Below are 17,830 nucleotides of genomic sequence, written 5' to 3'. Positions count from 1 at the left end.
GCGCAATGGATCAGAGGAACGAAAGAAATGAAGAATACGGGACGCATCGCGGCGGCACTGGCCGTCGGGACCATGGTGACGGGATGCACGACGACGATGGTAAGCAATGACGAGGAGCAGGTGATGGCCGTGCCGGTCTGCCCGACCGAAACGCGCAACTGGACCGCGTTCGTCAATGCGATGCCGGGACCGGGCGCGCGCCCCACCCTGATCGTGCAGGGCGAGGCGCTTCTTCCCGAACGGGCGAGCGTGACGTTGACGCAGGGGCCGACGAACCGGATGCAGCCGCCCGGACAGATCATGCGCCTATCGGTGGAACCGTCGGACGAGGCGGCCGGCTGGCACCCGTGCGCGGCGAGGTGGAGCCGGGTCTTCCCTCCTACGCCTATGTCGACGTAGTGTGCGGCGATGCGGTGATAAAGCGGATCGAGGATGTGACGGTCGCGCAGTAAGCACCGCCAAGGCGGCATGAAAAAGGGCGGCCTCCCGCGTGGGGGCCGCCCTTTTTGCGTGGTTTTGCGTGTGGCTTACGGCTGACGTTCGATGGTCACTTCGCGCGGCCAGCGCACGTCGGTCGCCCAGATATAGACGCCGCGCCCGGCCGGAAAGATCGTTGCGCACACTCGGCGGAAGATCGGTATCGTCGGAGAGGCTGCGCACCTCGCCGCGCATCGAAACGGTCGCGCCGGGATTGACGTCGACGTCGCCTTCCATCGCGGTGTTCGGCGTGCGTGCCTCGTCAAAGCGGACCAGCGTTTCCGACGATCCGGTGCCGATGGTGAACGCCTCGTCCCCGATCACGCGATTGACCAGCAGGTTGCTGTACGCGATCGTGTCGCCGACCATGTCCGGCAGGGTGGCGAGCGTGGCGGGATCGGTTTCGGCGCCGGTCACGTCGATGTCGCCCGTGGCCGCACCGGCGGTCGTGTCCATGTCGCCGGTGACGGCGGGTTCGTACACCTCGGTCCCCGCATCCTCGACGCCGACCGCTTCGGCAAGATCCGGCTCGGCATCCGTGTCGCCGCCGAACGCCCCGAAAATCCAGAGCAGCGCAAGCAAGGCCAGAAGCGCCAGTATGACTATCCAGAGCCAGTTCGGACGTTTGCGGGGTGCGGGTGCGTCGGCCATGTTCTCTCCTGTTAAAGTCGTGACTGTCGACCTTTCCAGAAGATGAACGACCTCACCGGGAGGCGGTTCCCACAGCAGTTATTCCGCCGCCTGCACCTCGCCGAAAAGACCAGGACCATCGTCCGCCACCTCTTCGGTATCGTTGGCCTTCGCCTTGCGATTGTCGAAGCTGGCCCAGACGTCGTTCCAGTTGCCCTTCGTCGCGGCCTTCGAATATTCGGTGGCGCGCGTCTCGAAGAAATTGGCATGCTCCACGCCATTGAGCAGCGGGGTCAGCCACGGCAGCGGGTGTTCCTCGATCATGTAGATCGCCGGCAACCCAAGCTGTCCCAACCGCCAGTCGGCGATGTAGCGGATGTACTTCTTGATGTCCTTGGCGGTCATGCCGGTCACCGGACCCTGCTCGAACGCGAGGTCGATGAACGCATCTTCGAGCCGCACCGATTTCTGGCACGCATCCATGATGTCTTCCTTCACCGCGCGGGTCAGGCAGCCCCGCTCGGCGCAAAAGGCGTGGAACAGCTGAATGATCCCTTCGCAGTGGAGCGATTCGTCGCGCACCGACCAGGACACGATCTGCCCCATGCCCTTCATCTTGTTGAAGCGCGGGAAGTTCATGAGCATGGCAAAGCTGGCGAACAGTTGCAGCCCTTCGGTAAAGCCGCCGAACATCGCGAGCGTGCGGGCGATATCCTCGTCCGTGTCGACGCCGAACTGCTGCAGATAGTCGTGCTTGTCCTTCATCTCGGCATATTCCATGAACATGCCATATTCGCTTTCGGGCATGCCAATGGTGTCGAGAAGGTGGGAATAGGCCGCGATATGCACCGTTTCCATGTTCGAAAACGCGGTCAGCATCATCTTCACTTCGGTCGGCTTGAACACCCGGCCATATTTGTCGTGGTAGCAATCCTGCACCTCGACATCGGCCTGGGTGAAGAAGCGGAAGATCTGCGTGAGCAGGTTGCGTTCGTGCGCGGTCAGCTTCTGTGCCCAGTCGCGGCAATCCTCGCCGAGCGGCACTTCCTCCGGCAGCCAGTGCAATTGCTGCTGACGCTTCCAGAAATCATAGGCCCACGGATATTCGAACGGCTTGTAGGTCTTGCGGGCTTCGGTCAGCGACATGGGCAAGGCTTCTTTCGTAACGGTCAAAATGGCAGGGATGCCCGGCATACGCGCCGGCACACCATACAGCGGGTCGGATCGGCTCCGCTGCGCTTGATCTTGTGTTTAACAACAGTTTTGCCGTCGCGCATCCCCTTTGCGGCGGATGGCAGTGGATTACCGGTGAAAGCCGCAATTTTTCCTCCGGTCGCACATGCATGTCGGCTCGTCGGCAAAAGGCGTGAATGCGGCGCAATCAAGGCGAAACGGCCGGAACCGAAGCCGTTTCCATGCGCTTTTTACAGCAAGTCGTCTGGCTGCGCTCCCCCCTTCGCGCGCCGGACGACGACACGGATAGAACAGCAAGCATAGCGGAGTGCGTGACGATGGGCGAATACGAACCGACCGATTCCCGCAAGGTCACCGGCACCGCCACCAATAGCGGCGGTCGCTGGGCGCAGGAAAACGGCATCGAACCTGAACGCACCGGCGTGAAGGAAGACGAATCGCGCGACGACGAAAACGCCCCCACCGCGCCGGTCAGCGCGCCCGCCGACACCGGCCGCATCCGCGAGCATATGCAGGTCGTCGGCGCCGACGGGGCACATGTCGGCACCGTGGACCGGGTCGAGGGCGACCGCATCAAGCTGACCAAGGACAGCGCCAGTGCCGGTTTCGAACAGCAGAGCCATGCCGGCCACCACCATTACATCGCGATCGGCCTCGTCGCGGATGTGGAGGGCGATATCGTTCGCCTCTCCGCCACCGGCGCGAACGCGGTGCAATTCGAGGAAGAGCCGGGGCGCTGACGCCCCGCGGACGACGCTTTACGAATACCGTTGGCCCTTCTGGCGGTTCGGGGCCACGGGAATGCCTCTTCCTCTTTACGAGGGAGGGGCATTTGCCATTCCTGGGTGCGGAAACTCATCCATAAAAAAAGCCGGCATGAAAAAGGCCGGGCGGTCGATCCGCCCGGCCTTTTCGTCGTCGGGTGATCGCGCGGGATCAGTCCGGCGATGCGACATTGGTGTCGAACGGCGTCTGCTGATGCTGCACGACTTTCCATTCCTCGTGCTCGATCCGCATCAGCGTGCTCGTGCATACGGCGTGGTAGGTTTCCTCACCTCGCGACGCACGCGCGCGATACGCGATGACGATCAACCCTTCCTGCGGGCGTTCGACGCTCTTGTCCTCGAAGCTGATCTTTTCCCAGCTCGGCGTGTCCTCGACCGCGTTCTTCGCGGCGCGGCCGTCGAACACGAACGGCATCGTCGGCAACGCCATCAGGCATTCGCCGCCCACCTTGCGTTCGTAGGCGTCCTTGCCGCCGGTCCACAGCTCTTCCTCGAATGTCCAGATACGGTCGTCGTCCATGTTCGCTCCTTTCCTGCCACGCCGGACAGTCATGCCGCGCGGCTTTTTGCACCTTGGTACGTGGTCAGGGAACGGGCGGCGGGCGGATCCTATCCGGCGATTGCGGGGCCGCGCCACGAAGCGAGCGTTTCACGCGGCGAAGCGTGGACCGATGCGGCGTTCCGTCCGTTTCATATACAAGCGCCGCAACGAAGCGGCACACAAGACAGAAAGAAGGTTTTTATGTTCGAGAAGATCCGCATCAAGGAACACATGGAAGTTGCCGACATCAATGGCCAGCATGTCGGGACCGTGGACGATGTCGAAGACAACCGCATCAAGCTGACGAAGTCCGACGCCGGTGACAACATGCACCATTTCATCTCGCTCGACGAGGTGGAGAAGATTGACGACAACCGCGTCTATCTCAAGGCGAGCGCCGTCATCCCCCAAGGCGTCAAAGGCTGATCGCCTGACCTGAACGGCTCAAACAGTTTCTACGCCCCGCGAGGGCCGTAGCAAAAGGACCCCGGATCTCGTTTTGGCGAGATCCGGGGTCCAGTCGTTTGTGAGGCTGGCGGCACGCCGCGTCTGGCGGTGCCTTCCCTAAGATCGCTATTGCATATCTTTCTCAATAGCAGCTAACACGCCGTCGATGACTTCGACGAATCAATCCGTTCGATCGCCGCGCGCGTACCCTGCGACCGGCGGCGCAGGCGGCGCGGCTGCGACCCGTGCGCCGTCGCCTGCCCCGCCGCGGCGGGCGGCGGCACGGGCGCGCCGCGTCTCGCCGTTCTGGTCGAAGCAACTTCATCTCTGGCACTGGGTCAGCAGCGCGATCTGTCTCGTCGGATTGCTGCTTTTCGCCTTCACCGGCATCACCTTGAACCACGCCGCCGACATTTCCGCCGATCCCGTCGTGGTCACGGTCGAGGATACGCTGCAACCCTCCCTGCTCCGCGCCTTGCAGGCGGCGCAGCGGGGCGACGATCCGCAAATGCCGACCTCGGTCGCGCAATGGTCGCGCGAAACGCTGGACACCGGGCTTGCCGGACGGCCCGCCGAATGGTCGGAGCAGGAAGTCTATGTCCCCCTCCCCCGCCCCGGCGGCGACGGATGGGTGGCGTTCGATCTGCAAACCGGCGACGTCATCATGGAACGCACCGACCGGGGGTGGATCTCCTATCTCAACGACCTGCACAAGGCGCGCGATACCGGCACGGCATGGGGCTGGTTCATCGACATATTCTCCATCGCCTGCTTCGTTTTTGCGTTGAGCGGGCTGTTCCTGCTCTGGCTCCATGCAAAGAAACGGCGTTCCACCTGGCCGCTGGTCGGGGCGGGGCTTGTCGTTCCGGCGCTGCTCATCATCATTTTCATCCAACATTGAGGTCGACACGGCGATGCATTTTTCCACCCCCGCACCCCAGGCACGCATCGCGGCGCGCGTCACCGTCGGCCTGCTCGGCTCCACATTCGCCGTCGCGCCCGCCGCCGCACAGGACATGACCGTCGGCGTGGAAATCCCCCGCCTTTCGGTGGCGGAATATCACCGCCCCTATCTCGCCGCATGGATCGAGGACGGTTCGGGCAAGGCCGTCGCCGATGTCGCCGTGTGGTACGATACCGACCTGCGCGGCGGCGAAGGGCGCAAATGGTTGAGCGACATCCGCACCTGGTGGCGCAAGTCGGGGCGTTCGCTGAACTTGCCGGTGAGCGGACTTTCCGGGCCGACCCGCGCGCCCGGCCGCCACGCGATCAGGGTGCCCGCCCGCGCCACCCGCGCGCTGTCGGCCGGAAACTACGTCCTCCGGGTCGAAGCCGCGCGCGAGGTCGGCGGGCGCGAACTTGTCTCGATCCCGTTCCGCTGGGGCGGCGGCCGCGTCGCCCGATCGGCGGAGGGTTCGAAGGAACTCGGCACCGTCACACTCACCATCAATCCATGACCCTCACAAGGAACCGCAGCATGACCACGACATCGCAAGGCACGACACCTGCACGGCGCCTGAGCCGGACACTGACCGCCATGGCCCTTGCCGGGGTGATCGGCATGACGCTCGCCACCCCGGCGCAGGCGCATCGCCGCTGGTTGCTGCCGTCCGCCACCGTGCTTTCGGGGCAGAGCGAGACGGTGACGGTCGACGCCGCCATTTCCAACGCGCTGTTCAATTTCGACCACCATGCCGCCGGGCTGGACGATCTTGTCGTGACCGGTCCCGACGGCAATGTGGTCGCCCCCGCCATCATCGGCACCGGCAAATATCGCAGCGTGTTCGACGTGCCGCTAGATACCGAGGGCACCTATCGCATCGCGCTGGCGAGCGAGGGGATTTTCGGACGCTACATGCTGAACGGAGAGGCGAAACGGTGGCGCGGCACAGCGGCGGAGGCGGACACCGCCATTCCCGCAGGCGCCACCGAGGTCCAGCTCACCCCGGTATCGAGCCGGGTCGAAACCTTCGTGACGCTCGGCGCGCCCAACGAAACGGCGTTGCAGCCCACCGGCAAAGGCATCGAGATGATGCCCGTCACCCACCCCAACGACCTCATCGCGGGCGAGCCGGCCCAATTCCGCTTCCTCCTCGACGGAGAGCCCGCGGCGATGGACATCGAATTCGTGAAGGGCGACACGCGCTATCGCGACGAGGCGGGGATTGAGACGGTGTCCACCGATGCGGACGGGCTGGTCACGCTTACCGCACAGGTGCCCGGCATGTATTTCATCGAGACATCCGCCAATGCGGACGGCGGACGCCGCGCGAGCTACTCAGCCGTGCTGGAATTCAATCCGGCGTGACGGCGCTGGCCGAAGCCGCCATCGATGTGGCCGTCCCGCCCATGGTGGGGCGGCCGCAATCGTTCGTGCCCTTCGCCGACGGCGTGGATTTCACGGTGGAGGGCGAGGCGATCGGCACGCGGTGGCGCATCGTCGGCGTGGCGGGCGGCGATGGCGCGTCCGATGCGCGCCGCTGCATGGCAAACGCGATTGCGCTCGTCACCGCGCAGATGAGCCAGTGGAACCCGGATTCGCTGCTCAGCCGTTTCAATCGCGCCGATCCGGGCACGCGCTTTGCAATGCCGCCGCAATTCGCGCTGGTGCTGGACTGCGCGCTCAATATCGCGCGGGCCACGGGCGGGGCGTTCGACCCCGCGCTCGGTCGGGTGAGCGAAGCATGGGGTTTCGGCGCCGCGCCGCCGCCCGCAACCATGCCCGCGCCCGCCGGCGATGAGTCGCGCTGGCGCTCTATCCTGTTCGACGCGCAAAGCGACACCATCGTGCAGCCCGGCGGAGTCGCGCTCGATTTCAGCGCCATTGCCAAGGGCTATGCCGTCGATCTCGCCTCCATCCTGCTATGCCACGCAGGGGTGATGCACCACCTCGTCGAGATCGGCGGGGAATTGCGCGGCTGCGGGGTCCGCCGCGATGGGCAGCCGTGGTGGGCCGGGATCGAGGATGCACCGGGTATCGACGCACCGCCGGCCCGAGTCGCGTTGAGCAACTGGTCGCTCGCCACCTCCGGCGACTGGCACCGGCGGCGTTCCGCAGGCGGCGGGGATTGGTCCCACACCTTCGCGCCCGCGACCGGGGCGCCCATGCGCGGCGGATCGCGCGCCGCCTCGGTCCTCCACCGCGATTGCATGCAGGCCGACGCGCTCGCCACCGCGATGATGGCGATGCCGCCCGGCGACGCGATGGCATTCGCCGACGCCCGCAACCTGCCCGCCCGCGTGACCGACGCCGGCGGCACCATCCGATACAGCGCCGCGTGGCGCGCCATGCTGTGAGACCGCGATCATGATGCTGACCATTCCCGAACTGTTGTCCCGCGAAGAGGTCCGCGACCTGCGCGCGCTGATCGACCAAGGCCCGTGGGTCGACGGGAACGAGACGTCGGGCCATCAATCCCGCCTCGCCAAGAAGAACCGGCAATTGCAGGAAGGCTCCGACACGGCCCGCAAGGCGAGCGCCATCGTCGCAGGCGCGCTCAACCGTTCGCCCTTGTTCATTTCCGCCGCGCTCCCGCTCAAGGTGTTTCCGCCGCTGTTCAACCGGTATGAGAGCGGCGAGACGTTCGGCGCCCACGTGGACAATGCGATCCGCCGGCTGAGCGGGAGCGATTTCGTCATCCGCAGCGACCTGTCCTGCACCGTGTTTCTGGAGGAGCCGGACGAATATGACGGCGGCGCGCTCGTGGTCGAGGATCTGTTCGGCGAGCACAGGGTGAAGCTGCCGGCGGGCCATGCCGTGCTTTACCCCGCCTCAAGCGTGCACCGGGTCGAGCCGGTGACGCGGGGGGCGCGCATCGCCTCGTTCTTCTGGCTGCAGAGCATGGTGCGCAGCGATGCGGAGCGCGAGGAGCTGTTCCGGCTCGACCGCGCGGTACAGGATCTCACCACCCGCCACGGCGGCGAGGACGCGACGGTCATCGCGCTCACCGCATTATATCATAACTTGCTGCGGCGGTGGGCCGATAGCTGAGGCCGCACCGCCCGTAAATGCTATTACGAACCTTTTGCAATAAGCTTGACGAAGTGAAAATGATTCGCAATAGCGCCCTCATCGCGACGCCCGGCAGACCGGGCTCACCATGAAGGGGAACTCATGAACACCAACCGCTCAACCGCATTTCGCAATCGTTCGCTCGTCCTCGGCTGCATCGGCACCGCCGCGGCCTTCGCCTCGCCCGCACTGGCGCAGGGGACCACCGCGACGGGCAATGTCGAACAGGCCGAAACCCGATTGGAAGGGATGACCATCACCGACGACGCGGTCAGTGACGGCTATCGCGCCGAGGCGCAGCGTTCGCCCAAGGCCACCGCCCCGCTCATCGACACGCCGCGCATCGTCAATGTCGTGACTGAGGATGTCATCGAACACACCGCCTCCTTCACGCTGGAGGATGCCTTGCGCACGGTGCCGGGCATCACGCTGGGCGCGGGCGAAGGCGGCACCGCGGCGGCGGATATCCCGCTCATCCGCGGGGTCGATGCGACCGGCGACGTGTTCGTCGACGGGCTGCGCGACATCGGCTCGCAAACGCGCGAAACCTTCGCACTGGAGGCGATCGAGGTCGCCAAGGGGCCCAGCTCCACCTTCGGCGGGCGCGGCACGGCGGCGGGCGCGATCAACCTCGTGTCCAAAATTGCGAAGGAAGGCGATGCCATCGAAGCGCAGGCCACCGTCGGCACCGACGAATTCTACCGCGCGACCGCCGACGTGAATGCGCAAGTCGCCGACAAGCTCGCCTTTCGCGTCGTCGGCATGTGGCAGGATTCCGAGGTTGCCGGCCGCGACGCGGTGTTCAACGACCGTTGGGGCGTGATGCCGTCCGTGACCTGGGGCGCGGGCACGCCGATCACGGCCAGCCTCGCCTATTATCATTACGAGACCGACAGCATGCCCGATTACGGCATCCCGACGACGTCTCGCGGGCAGCTTCCCGACGAGCGGCGCGAACCGGCGGATGTGGACTTCGACAATTTCTATGGCCTGCTCGCCCGCGATTTTCAGGAGACCAGCGTCGATTCGGGCAGTTTTCTGTTCAACGGCTATCTCGGCGGCGGGGTGACGCTGTCGCATGGCACGCGGTTCAGCCGGGCGCGCAACGACTATATCGTCACCAACCCGGACGACAGCGCCGGCAACGTGGCGAACGGCCAGGTGTGGCGCGCCACCAAGAGCCGCAATTCCCTCAGCGACAGCATCGCGAGCAACACCAATCTCGCCGCGGTGTTCGACACCGGCGGCATCGGCCACAGCCTTTCCGCAGGGTTCGAATACAGCTACGCCGATAGCGCGAACCGCAATTACAGCGTCGATACCGGCGACCGCAACTGTCCCGAAATATCGTTCGAAACGTATAATTGCACCGACCTTGCCAATCCCGACCCGTCGGACCCGTGGACCGGCACCATCACGCGCAGCACCACGCCGGCCAATGCCACGGCGGAGGATTACAGCGTCTATCTGTTCGACACGGTCACGCTTCTGCCCTCGTTGCTTGTGAATGGCGGCGTGCGGTGGACCGATTTTTCGGCGACGGCATCCGGCTGCGGTCGGGGCGGTTGTTACGATGCGGCGACCGATGGCGATTTCTTCAGCTATCAGGCCGGCGTCATCTTCAAGCCGACTTCGAGCACCAGCCTCTATGCCTCCTACGCCGATTCCAAGACGCCGCCGGGCGCCACCGTGGGCGAAGGCGCCGAAAACCTGAACGGCAATAATCAGTCCTATCGCCCGCAAGGTTTTGAAAATTGGGAAGTGGGCGCCAAGGCCGAGCTGTTCGGCGGGGACATGCTGCTATCGGGTGCGCTGTACCGGGTGAAGCGCAACAATATCGTACAGCTCGACGATCTCGACAATGTCGTCGAAACCTTCGGCTCCGCGCGGCTTCAGGGCGTGGAAGTGAGCGCGTCGGGACGGATCGGGGCGTTGACCCTGCTGGCGGGATATACGCTCGTGGACAGCGAGTTGCGCGATGAGGCGGACGCCAATTTCGGCAATGCGCTGCCCAACACGCCGCGGCATAATTTCGCGCTCACCGGCAATTATCAGGTGACGCCGCGCTTCGCCGTGGGCGGCGGTGCCTATGGCGCGTCGAAGCGTTACGCCGATGGCGCCAATCTCATCAGCGCGGATGGCTATGTGCGGCTCGACGCGAATGCCGAGTTCCTGTTCACCGACCATCTCGGCCTGCGTCTCAACGTGCAGAACCTCACGGATGAACGCTATGCGGTGAAATTGCGCAACCCGCATTTCGCCATCCCCGCCGCGGGACGGCAGGCGCTCGCCACGCTCAGCGTCCGCTATTGATTTTCGGACCGCCGGAGTGCAAATAATTCGCAATATCGCTGATTAAGGGGAATCGCGTGTATCTGCACTCCGGCAATTCGAGCCTTGCCATCCAATCGGGCACAGCGATGGTGCCCGAGGACTGCCCCGCCCGTTCGGCGCCGGCGGCTTCGGCGTCCATGCATGGCGATGCCCGTTCGGAGGCGCCCTTTGCGCCATCCGGCTATCGCGCCGCCACGTTCGACTGGCGCAGCGTGGCGGCGGTGGGGGCGATCCATGCGGTCGCGTTCGCGGGCCTGCTGACCCTCGGCGTGGTGGCGGAGCGCGCCGAACCCGTGCCGATCGTGCAAAGCTTCGACATCCCGCTCGCCGCCAATGCGCCCGCCCCGGCCGAACCGGTCGCCACCCCCGAACCCGATACGCCGCCGGATTCGCTGGCGCCCGTCACCCCGGCCCGCGAAACCGTTGCGCCCCGGCCGCGCATCGCCCTTGCCCGCACGGCCGCGCCGGTCGCGAACGTGCCGGTCATGCCCATTGCGCTGCCCCCGATGCCCGCGGCGGCGCCCGGCCCCGCCGCGCCGACGGTCGCCGAACCTGCACCCGCGCCGATCACCCCGCCCGACGTCGCCGCGGCACAGCGCGACAATCCGGCGCCCGAATATCCGTTCATCGCCCGCCGCGCGCGGGAGGAAGGTACCGTGCTGCTGCGCGTGCTGGTCGATCCGTCGGGCCGGGTCGACACGCTGAAGATTGCCGAAGGAAGCCGCTCCTCCCGGCTTGACGAGGCGGCCCTGCGCGCGGTGCGCAAATGGAAGTTCAAGCCGGCGACGCAGGCGGGCCGGGCCGTGGCGGCATGGGTCGTGGTGCCGATCACCTTTTCGCTGAACCGATAGCACGCCGGACCCTTGCGCCCGGTCGGCGCGCCGATATGAAGGCGGCCATGACCATCGAAGACCTCATCGCCGCCGCGCGCGACGCCGCGGCCCGCGCGCACGCTCCCTATTCGAACTTTCGCGTCGGGTGCGCCGTGCTGTCCGCCGACGGAACGGTGGCCACCGGCGCGAACATGGAAAACGCATGCTACCGGCTGGGCCTGTGTGCTGAGCAATCGGCGCTGAGCGCGGCGCAGCACCGCTTTGGGTTGGCGCAGATTACCCATGTGGTGGTGGCGGGCGGCGCGGCGGCGGGCGACGGTATCGCGGGGCACGACGTGGTGACCCCGTGCGGCGGTTGCCGGCAGGCGATTTACGAGGCGGCATGCCTTTCGGGCCGGGACATCGCCGTAACCTGCGTCGGGGCCGAGGGGGATGCCCGGCTCGACACGACGATTGGCGCATTGCTGCCGCACGGCTTCGGTCCGGACGCGCTCACCCGCGGCTGATCCTTACCAGACCGGCCCGCCCGGTTTCGCACTCGCCGCGGCTTCCAGCACGGTAAGCGCATCGCCGATCGTTTCGGCACACAAAAGCTGGCTGCGGCGCTGCTCGCTCATGAAGCCTTCGTTGCGCATGTGGTCGCAAAAGCCGAGAAACCGGTCCCAATATCCGCCGGTGTTGAGCAGGCAGAACGGCTTCGCATGATAGCCGAGCGCGTTCCAGGTCCAGGCCTCGAACAATTCGTCCATCGTGCCGATCCCGCCCGGCAGGCACAGGAAACCGTCGGCCAGCGCAGTCATCTTCGCCTTGCGCTGATGCATGTCGGCGACGGTGTGCAATTCGGTCAGGCCGGTGTGCGCGACCTCATGCCGGACGAGTGCGTCGGGGATCACGCCGAAAGCCTTGCCGCCAGCATCCAGCACCGCATCGGCCACCGCCCCCATCAGGCCGAGCCGGCCCCCGCCATATACGAGGTCGATGCCCTCCTCCGCCATCGCACGGCCCAGCCGGCGGGCCGTTTCCATGTGTTCGGGGTCGCGGCCTTGTGCCGATCCGCAATAGATTGCGAGCGCGCGTATTGCGGGCATCATCCGTTTCCTTTCGGGTTCATCAACGGGCGCGCGCCGACATGGGCGATGACCGCCGCCGCCGCTTCCGCTCCTCCATGAAGGCATTGCGCGATGTCCCCGCCCCGCGCGTGGGCGGCGAGGAAGCCGGCGGCGAACTGATCGCCCGCACCGGTCGTGTCGATCACCGTTTCCACAGGCGCGGCGGCAATCTCGACACGCTCACCCCCTGCGATGGCCAGCGCGCCCTCGGCCCCCTTCGTCACGACCAGCGTCGGCACCTGCGCGGCAAGCGCGGCGATCGCGGTTTCGGCGTCGGGCACGCCCGCCATCAGGCATGCCTCGTATTCGTTCGCGAACAGGATATCGACGCCCCCGTCCGCCACCAGCCGGGCGAGGCTGTCGCGGCGCCCCGGAATGACGATGGAATCGGACAGAGTGAACGCGACCGTGCGCGTCTCCCGCCGGGCAATCTCAATCGCGCGGACCATGGCGCCGCGCGGCGTGTCCGGCCCCCACAGATACCCTTCGAGGAACAGGATGCGCGCCGAACGGATCGCATCCTCGTCCAGCGCGTCGCGGGTCAGGAGATGGCTTGCCCCGGGCGCTGTCTGCATGGTGCGTTGCGCATCCGGGCTGATGAGGATGAAGCAGCGACCCGTCGGCGCATCGGCGACAGGCGGCGTGTCGAAATCGATTCGCAGCGCATCCATGTGCTGTGCGAACACCATGCCCAGCCGGTCGGCGCCCGTCTGCCCGATGAAGCGCGCCCGCGCCCCCTGCGCCGCCACGCCGGCGAGCGTGTTCGCCGCGCTTCCGCCGGGAATTTCGTCCACCGTGCCGCTGTCCTGCATCGCGCGGGCAAGGGCGGCCGCGTCGGCATCGGCCAGAAGGCGCATCGTGCCCTTCTCCACCCCGCAGGCGGCAAGAAATGCATCGTCCCGGCGGGCCAGCACATCGACGATGGCATCGCCCAGCGCGACAATGTCATAAGGTTCGGCGGACAATCGGCTCTCCGGGCAAAACGCGAATTTAAAAGGGACAGGAAACCCGCGCGGAACTAGCCAGCGGCGGGCCGCCGGTCAATCGCCCGGATCGCGGCACGGGCATGCGGTATGGTCTTGCGGTATGGGCCAAACCGGCTATCGCCTGCAGGGATGAACGAACATTCCGCTCTTCCCGCCGATCTACCGGTCATCGCCCCTGCCCTTTTCGTGTTCGCCCTGCTCTATGGCGGGATGACCTGCATTGCGGGCGTGCTGGGGAACAAGCAGGTCGCGCTCGGCCCGTTCGCGGTGGAATCGGGGATGTTCGCGTTTCTCATCCTCGTGATCCTGGGCGGCGCGGTGACGGAGCTTTACGGGCGGCGCGTGGCGAACCGGCTGGTGCTGTGGGGCTTTGTCCCGCTGGTGGCTGCGATCCTGCTGTCGATCTTCGTGTCGGCGCTCCCCCCCTCCCCCGACATGGAGCCCGAACGCCTCACCGCGATACAGACCGTATTGTCGGGGACGTTCCGGATCTGGCTCGCCGGGCCGATCGCCTATGGGGTGTCGCAATTGCTCAACGTGACGATCATCTCCTTCGTGCGCGAACGCATGGGCGGGCCGGTGTGGGTGCGCGCCGGGATCGCCGGCGCCATTTCGCAGGCGGTCGATACGGTCATCTTCATCACGGTCGCATTCCTGGGCGTGTTCCCGATCCTGCCGCTGCTCATCGGGCAATTGCTGGCGAAGGTCACGCTTTCGCTCCTTGTCGTGCCGTGGCTGGTGTCGGCGGCGGTCGCGATCGGCACGCGGCTCGACCGGCCGGGATCGCGCCGCACCCCGGCATGACGGGCCACGACGACGCAGCCCCCTCGCCAAAGCGGGCGGCGGGCGGTATGGGCGGCGACATGTCACCCAATGGTCTGCGTGTCGCGCTCTTCAGCGGCAATTACAATTACGTGCGCGATGGCGCGAACCAGGCGCTCAACCGGCTGGTCGAATATCTGCTGCGGCAGGGGTTCGACGTGCGCACCTATTCGCCGGTGGTGGACGAACCCGCCTTTCCCGCGACGGGCCCACTGGTCGGCGTGCCGGCCGTGCCGATTCCGGGGCGCAGCGAATATCGCCTCCCCATCGCGCTATCGGCGGCGGCGCGCCGCGACCTTGCCCGGTTCGCGCCCCATGTTGTCCACGTGGCGAGCCCCGACATCCTCGGCCACCGCGCCGTCACCTGGGCGCGGGAGCGGGATATTCCGGTGCTGGCCTCGGTGCATACGCGGTTCGAAACCTATCCGCGTTATTATCATGCGGCGTTTCTCGAACCGTTGATGGTGAAGGGATTGCGCCGGTTCTACAATCGCTGCGACGCGCTGGTTGCGCCCTCGCCCTCGATGGTGGAACTGTTGAAGGCGCAGGGCATGAACGACGATGTGTCGCTGTGGACGCGCGGGGTGGACCGGGACATCTTCACGCCCGCGCGGCGCGACATGGGCTGGCGCCGATCGCTCGGCATCGGGGACGATGAAAAGGTGGTGGGGTTCCTCGGTAGGCTCGTCATGGAAAAAGGGCTCGACGTGTTTACCGCCGCCGTGCGCCAGCTTCGCGATGCGGGCGTTGCGCATCGCGTACTCGTCATCGGCGAAGGGCCCGCGCGCGGATGGTTCGAGGACAATCTCCCCCACGGCGTGTTCGTCGGCCATCAGACCGGAGAAGACCTTGGCCGCGCCGTGGCGTCGATGGATGTTTTCTTCAACCCCTCGGTGACCGAGACATTCGGCAATGTCACGCTGGAGGCGATGGCCTGCGCCGTGCCGGTGGTCGCCGCCGCCGCCACGGGGAGCAGCAGCCTGGTCGCCGATGGCGAATCGGGCATGCTGGTCGAACCGGGCGATATTGATGCATTTGCGCGGGCGCTCACCGCCTATGTCACGGATGAAACGCTCGCCCGGCGCCATGGCGCGGCGGGCGAGGCGCGGGCCGCCGATTACGCCTGGGACACGATCAACAGCGCGGTCGCAGATACCTATGTCCGCCTGCTGCGCTGGGGCCGCGCGCCGGAATAGACAAGGCTGATCCATTTGCGGGACGCAACATGCGCGCGCCGCGAACAGGCGCATACGCCCGGCAGTCGCCATTCCCCGCCCACCGAGTCCACGCTCGCACGGCATCCCGGCCGCATCCTATCGGCACGCAGGCCCGCGTTACCCGTGCGTTCCGGCCCGCGCGCATCTGGCATTCCGCGTGCCGCATCCTAGATTGTGAACAATGGCCGATCTTTTCCAATCCGACCCGCCCCCCTCGCCGTCGCCGTCCCCCGCCGCAGCGGATGCCCCGCTCGCCGACAGGTTGCGCCCGGCGACGCTGGCCGATGTGGTCGGTCAGGATCACCTGACCGGCGCGGATGGCGCGATCGGGCGCATGGTGGCGGCAGGGCGGCTGACCTCGATGATCCTGTGGGGGCCGCCGGGCACGGGCAAGACCAGCATCGCGCGCCTCCTCGCCGATGCGGTGGGCATGCGCTTCATCTCGGTCAGCGCGGTCTTTTCCGGCGTCGCCGACCTCAAGAAAGCCTTTGCCGAGGCCGAACGCGCGCGCGAAGCTGGGCAGCGGACCCTGCTCTTCGTGGACGAGATCCACCGTTTCAACCGCGCGCAGCAGGATGGCTTCCTCCCCTTCGTCGAACGCGGCACGGTGACATTGGTCGGCGCGACGACCGAAAATCCGAGCTTCGCACTCAACGCCGCGCTGCTGTCGCGCGCGCAGGTACTGATCCTCGAACGGCTGGGGTCGGATGCGCTGTCGGCGCTTTTGTCGAAGGCGGAGGATTTGATGGAGCAACCGCTCCCGCTCGATCCCGATGCGCGCGCCACGCTTGTCGCATCGGCGGACGGGGACGGGCGGTTCCTGCTCAACCAGGCCGAAACGCTCTATGCCGCGGGGATCGACGCGCCCCTCGATCCTGCGGCGCTAGGCCGGTTCCTGCAACGGCGCGTCGCGGTCTATGACAAGGATCGCGACGGGCATTACAACCTGATTTCCGCGTTGCACAAATCGCTGCGCGGGTCGGATGCGCAGGCCGCGCTCTACTATCTCGCCCGGATGCTGACCGCGGGGGAGGAGCCGCTCTACGTATTGCGCCGGCTGGTCCGGTTCGCGTCGGAGGATATTGGCCTCGCCGATCCCAATGCGCTGGTGCAATGTCTCGCGGCGAAGGATTCCTACGAATTTCTCGGGTCGCCGGAGGGTGAGCTCGCCATCGTGCAGGCGTGCCTGTATTGCGCGACCGCGCCCAAATCGAACGCGGCGTACAAGGCCATGAAGGCCGCGTGGAAAAGCGCGAAGGAAACCGGCAGCCTGATGCCGCCGCAAAACATATTGAACGCGCCGACAAAGCTGATGAAGGACATCGGCTACGGCAAGAATTACGCCTATGACCACGATGCGGATGACGGATTTTCAGGCGCGGATTACTGGCCCGAAGACATGGCGGCGCAGGAATATTACCGCCCCGTCCCGCGCGGTTTTGAAAAGCGCATCGCCGAACGCATGGAATGGTGGGACGCGCGCCGCCGCGACATGCGCGGGCCGTCCGGCGAGGGATGAGCCGGTTTCGCCATTTCGCGGCAATCGACTGGTCCGGCGCGAAGGGGGAACGCCAACGCGGTATCGCCGTCGCGCAATGCACGGGCGATGGCCCGCCCACGCTCGTCCAGAGGGACAGGCCGTGGTCGCGCGGCGAGGTTCTGGAATGGTTGCGCAACGAGCTTGCGCCCGGCACGCTGGTCGGCATGGATCTCGGCATTGCGCTGCCCTTTGCCGATTGCGGGGCGTATTTTCCGGGCTGGCCGGACAGCCCCGCCAATGCCCGCGCATTGTGGGACATGGTCGATGCGATCTGCGCCGGCGATCCCAATCTGGAGGTCGGCAGCCTTGTCGATCACCCCCGGCTCAGCGCGTATTTCCGGCGGCACGGCGGGCGCGAGGGTGCCGCCTTTCACCACCCCGATGCCACCCATCGCCGGGGCCGGTTCCGGATCACCGAATGGGCGCAGGAACAGCAGGGGTGCAAGCCCTACTCCAACTTCAACCTCGTCGGCGCGGCGCAGGTGGGCAAGTCGAGCCTGACGGGCATGCGCGTTCTCGCGCGGCTGGGCGGCGCGGTTCCGGTCTGGCCGATCGATCCCTTGCCCGAAGGCGGTTCCGTCATCGTGGAAATCTATACCGCGCTTGCCGCGATCGCCGCCGGACGCACCGCCGCGCGCAGCAAGATGACCGATTGCGCATCGCTGAACGCAGGCCTTCATTCCCTTGGCAGCGCCGCGGTTGCGCGCCGCGGCCCGATCGACGACCACAGCGCCGACGCGCTCCTTACCGCGGCATGGTTGCGCACCGCCGCGGATCGCCCCGAATTATGGCAGCCACAGGCCACGAGCGCCGAGATTGCCGCGACCGAGGGGTGGACCTTCGGGGTGCCCTGACGCAAGACCGGGCCAGCGGCCGAACGTTTGTATTCGCGCAATGGCTCGC

20 protein-coding genes are annotated in these 17,830 nt (G+C 66.3%); 15 read left to right on the top strand and 5 right to left on the bottom strand.

The annotated features are described in order from the left end of the window. The first annotated feature begins 27 nt into the window (after positions 1 to 27). The gene (locus tag JD971_RS11225; RefSeq protein WP_202083444.1) at positions 28 to 399 is read left to right on the top strand and encodes a hypothetical protein; all 372 of its coding nucleotides are present in this window, start codon (positions 28 to 30) and stop codon (positions 397 to 399) included. Here JD971_RS11225 and JD971_RS11220 read toward each other — a convergent pair. Both JD971_RS11220 and JD971_RS11215 read right to left on the bottom strand, forming a co-directional pair. Next, positions 307 to 1,128 carry a hypothetical protein gene (locus JD971_RS11220; protein ID WP_202083443.1) on the bottom strand — a complete coding sequence of 274 codons (822 nt, stop codon included), beginning with the start codon at positions 1,126 to 1,128 and terminating at the stop codon, positions 307 to 309. The genes JD971_RS11225 and JD971_RS11220 overlap by 93 nt on opposite strands. A 78-nt stretch (positions 1,129 to 1,206) precedes the next feature. Then, complete coding sequence (locus tag JD971_RS11215; RefSeq protein WP_202083442.1) at positions 1,207 to 2,253, bottom strand: ribonucleotide-diphosphate reductase subunit beta; 1,047 nt, start codon at positions 2,251 to 2,253, stop codon at positions 1,207 to 1,209. Positions 2,254 to 2,810: 557 nt separating this feature from the next. Between JD971_RS11215 and JD971_RS11210 the strand changes: the two genes are divergently transcribed. Further along, a complete protein-coding gene (locus JD971_RS11210) occupies positions 2,811 to 3,041 on the top strand; it encodes a DUF2171 domain-containing protein (protein ID WP_202087594.1) in 231 nt (76 codons plus the stop codon). A 196-nt stretch (positions 3,042 to 3,237) separates the two neighbouring features. Here the strand turns inward: JD971_RS11210 and JD971_RS11205 are convergent, their stop codons facing one another. Further along, positions 3,238 to 3,606 (bottom strand): DUF4440 domain-containing protein, encoded by a 369-nt coding sequence (locus JD971_RS11205; RefSeq protein ID WP_202083441.1) that lies wholly within the window; start codon positions 3,604 to 3,606, stop codon positions 3,238 to 3,240. 60 nt (positions 3,607 to 3,666) lie between these two features. Here JD971_RS11205 and JD971_RS17195 point away from each other — a divergent pair, with 60 nt between their 5' ends. The 9 genes from JD971_RS17195 (at position 3,667) to JD971_RS11160 (ending at position 11,759) form a co-directional block, all read left to right on the top strand. Beyond that, a complete protein-coding gene (locus JD971_RS17195) occupies positions 3,667 to 4,053 on the top strand; it encodes a DUF2171 domain-containing protein (RefSeq protein WP_371809629.1) in 387 nt (128 codons plus the stop codon). Between the two features lie 187 nt (positions 4,054 to 4,240). Next, positions 4,241 to 4,975, top strand: a complete 735-nt coding sequence (locus JD971_RS11195) for a PepSY-associated TM helix domain-containing protein (protein WP_202083440.1) — start codon at positions 4,241 to 4,243, stop codon at positions 4,973 to 4,975. 13 nt (positions 4,976 to 4,988) lie between these two features. Then, positions 4,989 to 5,531, top strand: coding sequence for a DUF2271 domain-containing protein (locus JD971_RS11190; RefSeq protein WP_202083438.1), 543 nt, complete (start codon positions 4,989 to 4,991; stop codon positions 5,529 to 5,531). Positions 5,532 to 5,551: 20 nt separating this feature from the next. Then, positions 5,552 to 6,382, top strand: coding sequence for a DUF4198 domain-containing protein (locus JD971_RS11185; protein WP_202083436.1), 831 nt, complete (start codon positions 5,552 to 5,554; stop codon positions 6,380 to 6,382). Further along, entirely contained in the window at positions 6,379 to 7,371 is a 993-nt protein-coding gene (locus JD971_RS11180) for an FAD:protein FMN transferase (protein WP_202083435.1), read from the top strand. Before JD971_RS11185 ends, JD971_RS11180 begins: the two co-directional genes overlap by 4 nt. 10 nt (positions 7,372 to 7,381) lie before the next feature. After that, a complete protein-coding gene (locus tag JD971_RS11175; protein WP_202083434.1) occupies positions 7,382 to 8,065 on the top strand; it encodes a Fe2+-dependent dioxygenase in 684 nt (227 codons plus the stop codon). Positions 8,066 to 8,188: 123 nt separating this feature from the next. After that, entirely contained in the window at positions 8,189 to 10,399 is a 2,211-nt protein-coding gene (locus JD971_RS11170) for a TonB-dependent siderophore receptor (protein WP_202083433.1), read from the top strand. Positions 10,400 to 10,455: 56 nt separating this feature from the next. Next, the gene (locus JD971_RS16630) at positions 10,456 to 11,271 is read left to right on the top strand and encodes an energy transducer TonB (RefSeq protein WP_236672063.1); all 816 of its coding nucleotides are present in this window, start codon (positions 10,456 to 10,458) and stop codon (positions 11,269 to 11,271) included. A 47-nt stretch (positions 11,272 to 11,318) separates the two neighbouring features. Continuing rightward, positions 11,319 to 11,759: a cytidine deaminase gene (locus JD971_RS11160; RefSeq protein ID WP_202083432.1), complete on the top strand. Its 441-nt coding sequence runs from the start codon at positions 11,319 to 11,321 to the stop codon at positions 11,757 to 11,759. A 3-nt stretch (positions 11,760 to 11,762) separates the two neighbouring features. Here the strand turns inward: JD971_RS11160 and JD971_RS11155 are convergent, their stop codons facing one another. Together JD971_RS11155 and JD971_RS11150 are read right to left on the bottom strand one after the other, a co-directional pair. Continuing rightward, positions 11,763 to 12,344 carry a TIGR00730 family Rossman fold protein gene (locus JD971_RS11155; RefSeq protein ID WP_371809625.1) on the bottom strand — a complete coding sequence of 194 codons (582 nt, stop codon included), beginning with the start codon at positions 12,342 to 12,344 and terminating at the stop codon, positions 11,763 to 11,765. Then, positions 12,341 to 13,327, bottom strand: coding sequence for an adenosine kinase (locus tag JD971_RS11150; protein ID WP_236672062.1), 987 nt, complete (start codon positions 13,325 to 13,327; stop codon positions 12,341 to 12,343). Before JD971_RS11150 ends, JD971_RS11155 begins: the two co-directional genes overlap by 4 nt. 150 nt (positions 13,328 to 13,477) lie before the next feature. Here JD971_RS11150 and JD971_RS11145 point away from each other — a divergent pair, with 150 nt between their 5' ends. From JD971_RS11145 to JD971_RS11130, 4 genes are all read left to right on the top strand, one after another. Then, positions 13,478 to 14,152 (top strand): queuosine precursor transporter, encoded by a 675-nt coding sequence (locus tag JD971_RS11145; RefSeq protein WP_202083431.1) that lies wholly within the window; start codon positions 13,478 to 13,480, stop codon positions 14,150 to 14,152. Positions 14,153 to 14,211: 59 nt separating this feature from the next. Further along, positions 14,212 to 15,366: a glycosyltransferase family 1 protein gene (locus JD971_RS11140; protein ID WP_202087589.1), complete on the top strand. Its 1,155-nt coding sequence runs from the start codon at positions 14,212 to 14,214 to the stop codon at positions 15,364 to 15,366. A 202-nt stretch (positions 15,367 to 15,568) separates the two neighbouring features. Beyond that, entirely contained in the window at positions 15,569 to 16,906 is a 1,338-nt protein-coding gene (locus tag JD971_RS11135) for a replication-associated recombination protein A (protein ID WP_202083430.1), read from the top strand. Next, positions 16,903 to 17,781 carry a hypothetical protein gene (locus tag JD971_RS11130; protein ID WP_202083427.1) on the top strand — a complete coding sequence of 293 codons (879 nt, stop codon included), beginning with the start codon at positions 16,903 to 16,905 and terminating at the stop codon, positions 17,779 to 17,781. The genes JD971_RS11135 and JD971_RS11130 overlap by 4 nt, the downstream gene beginning before the upstream one ends. Positions 17,782 to 17,830: the final 49 nt, after the last annotated feature.

Origin of the sequence: Croceicoccus sp. YJ47 (assembly GCF_016745095.1) — a bacterium.
In the GTDB taxonomy this organism is placed as follows: Bacteria; Pseudomonadota; Alphaproteobacteria; order Sphingomonadales; family Sphingomonadaceae; genus Croceicoccus.
This window is presented reverse-complemented; position numbering and strand designations above follow the sequence as displayed.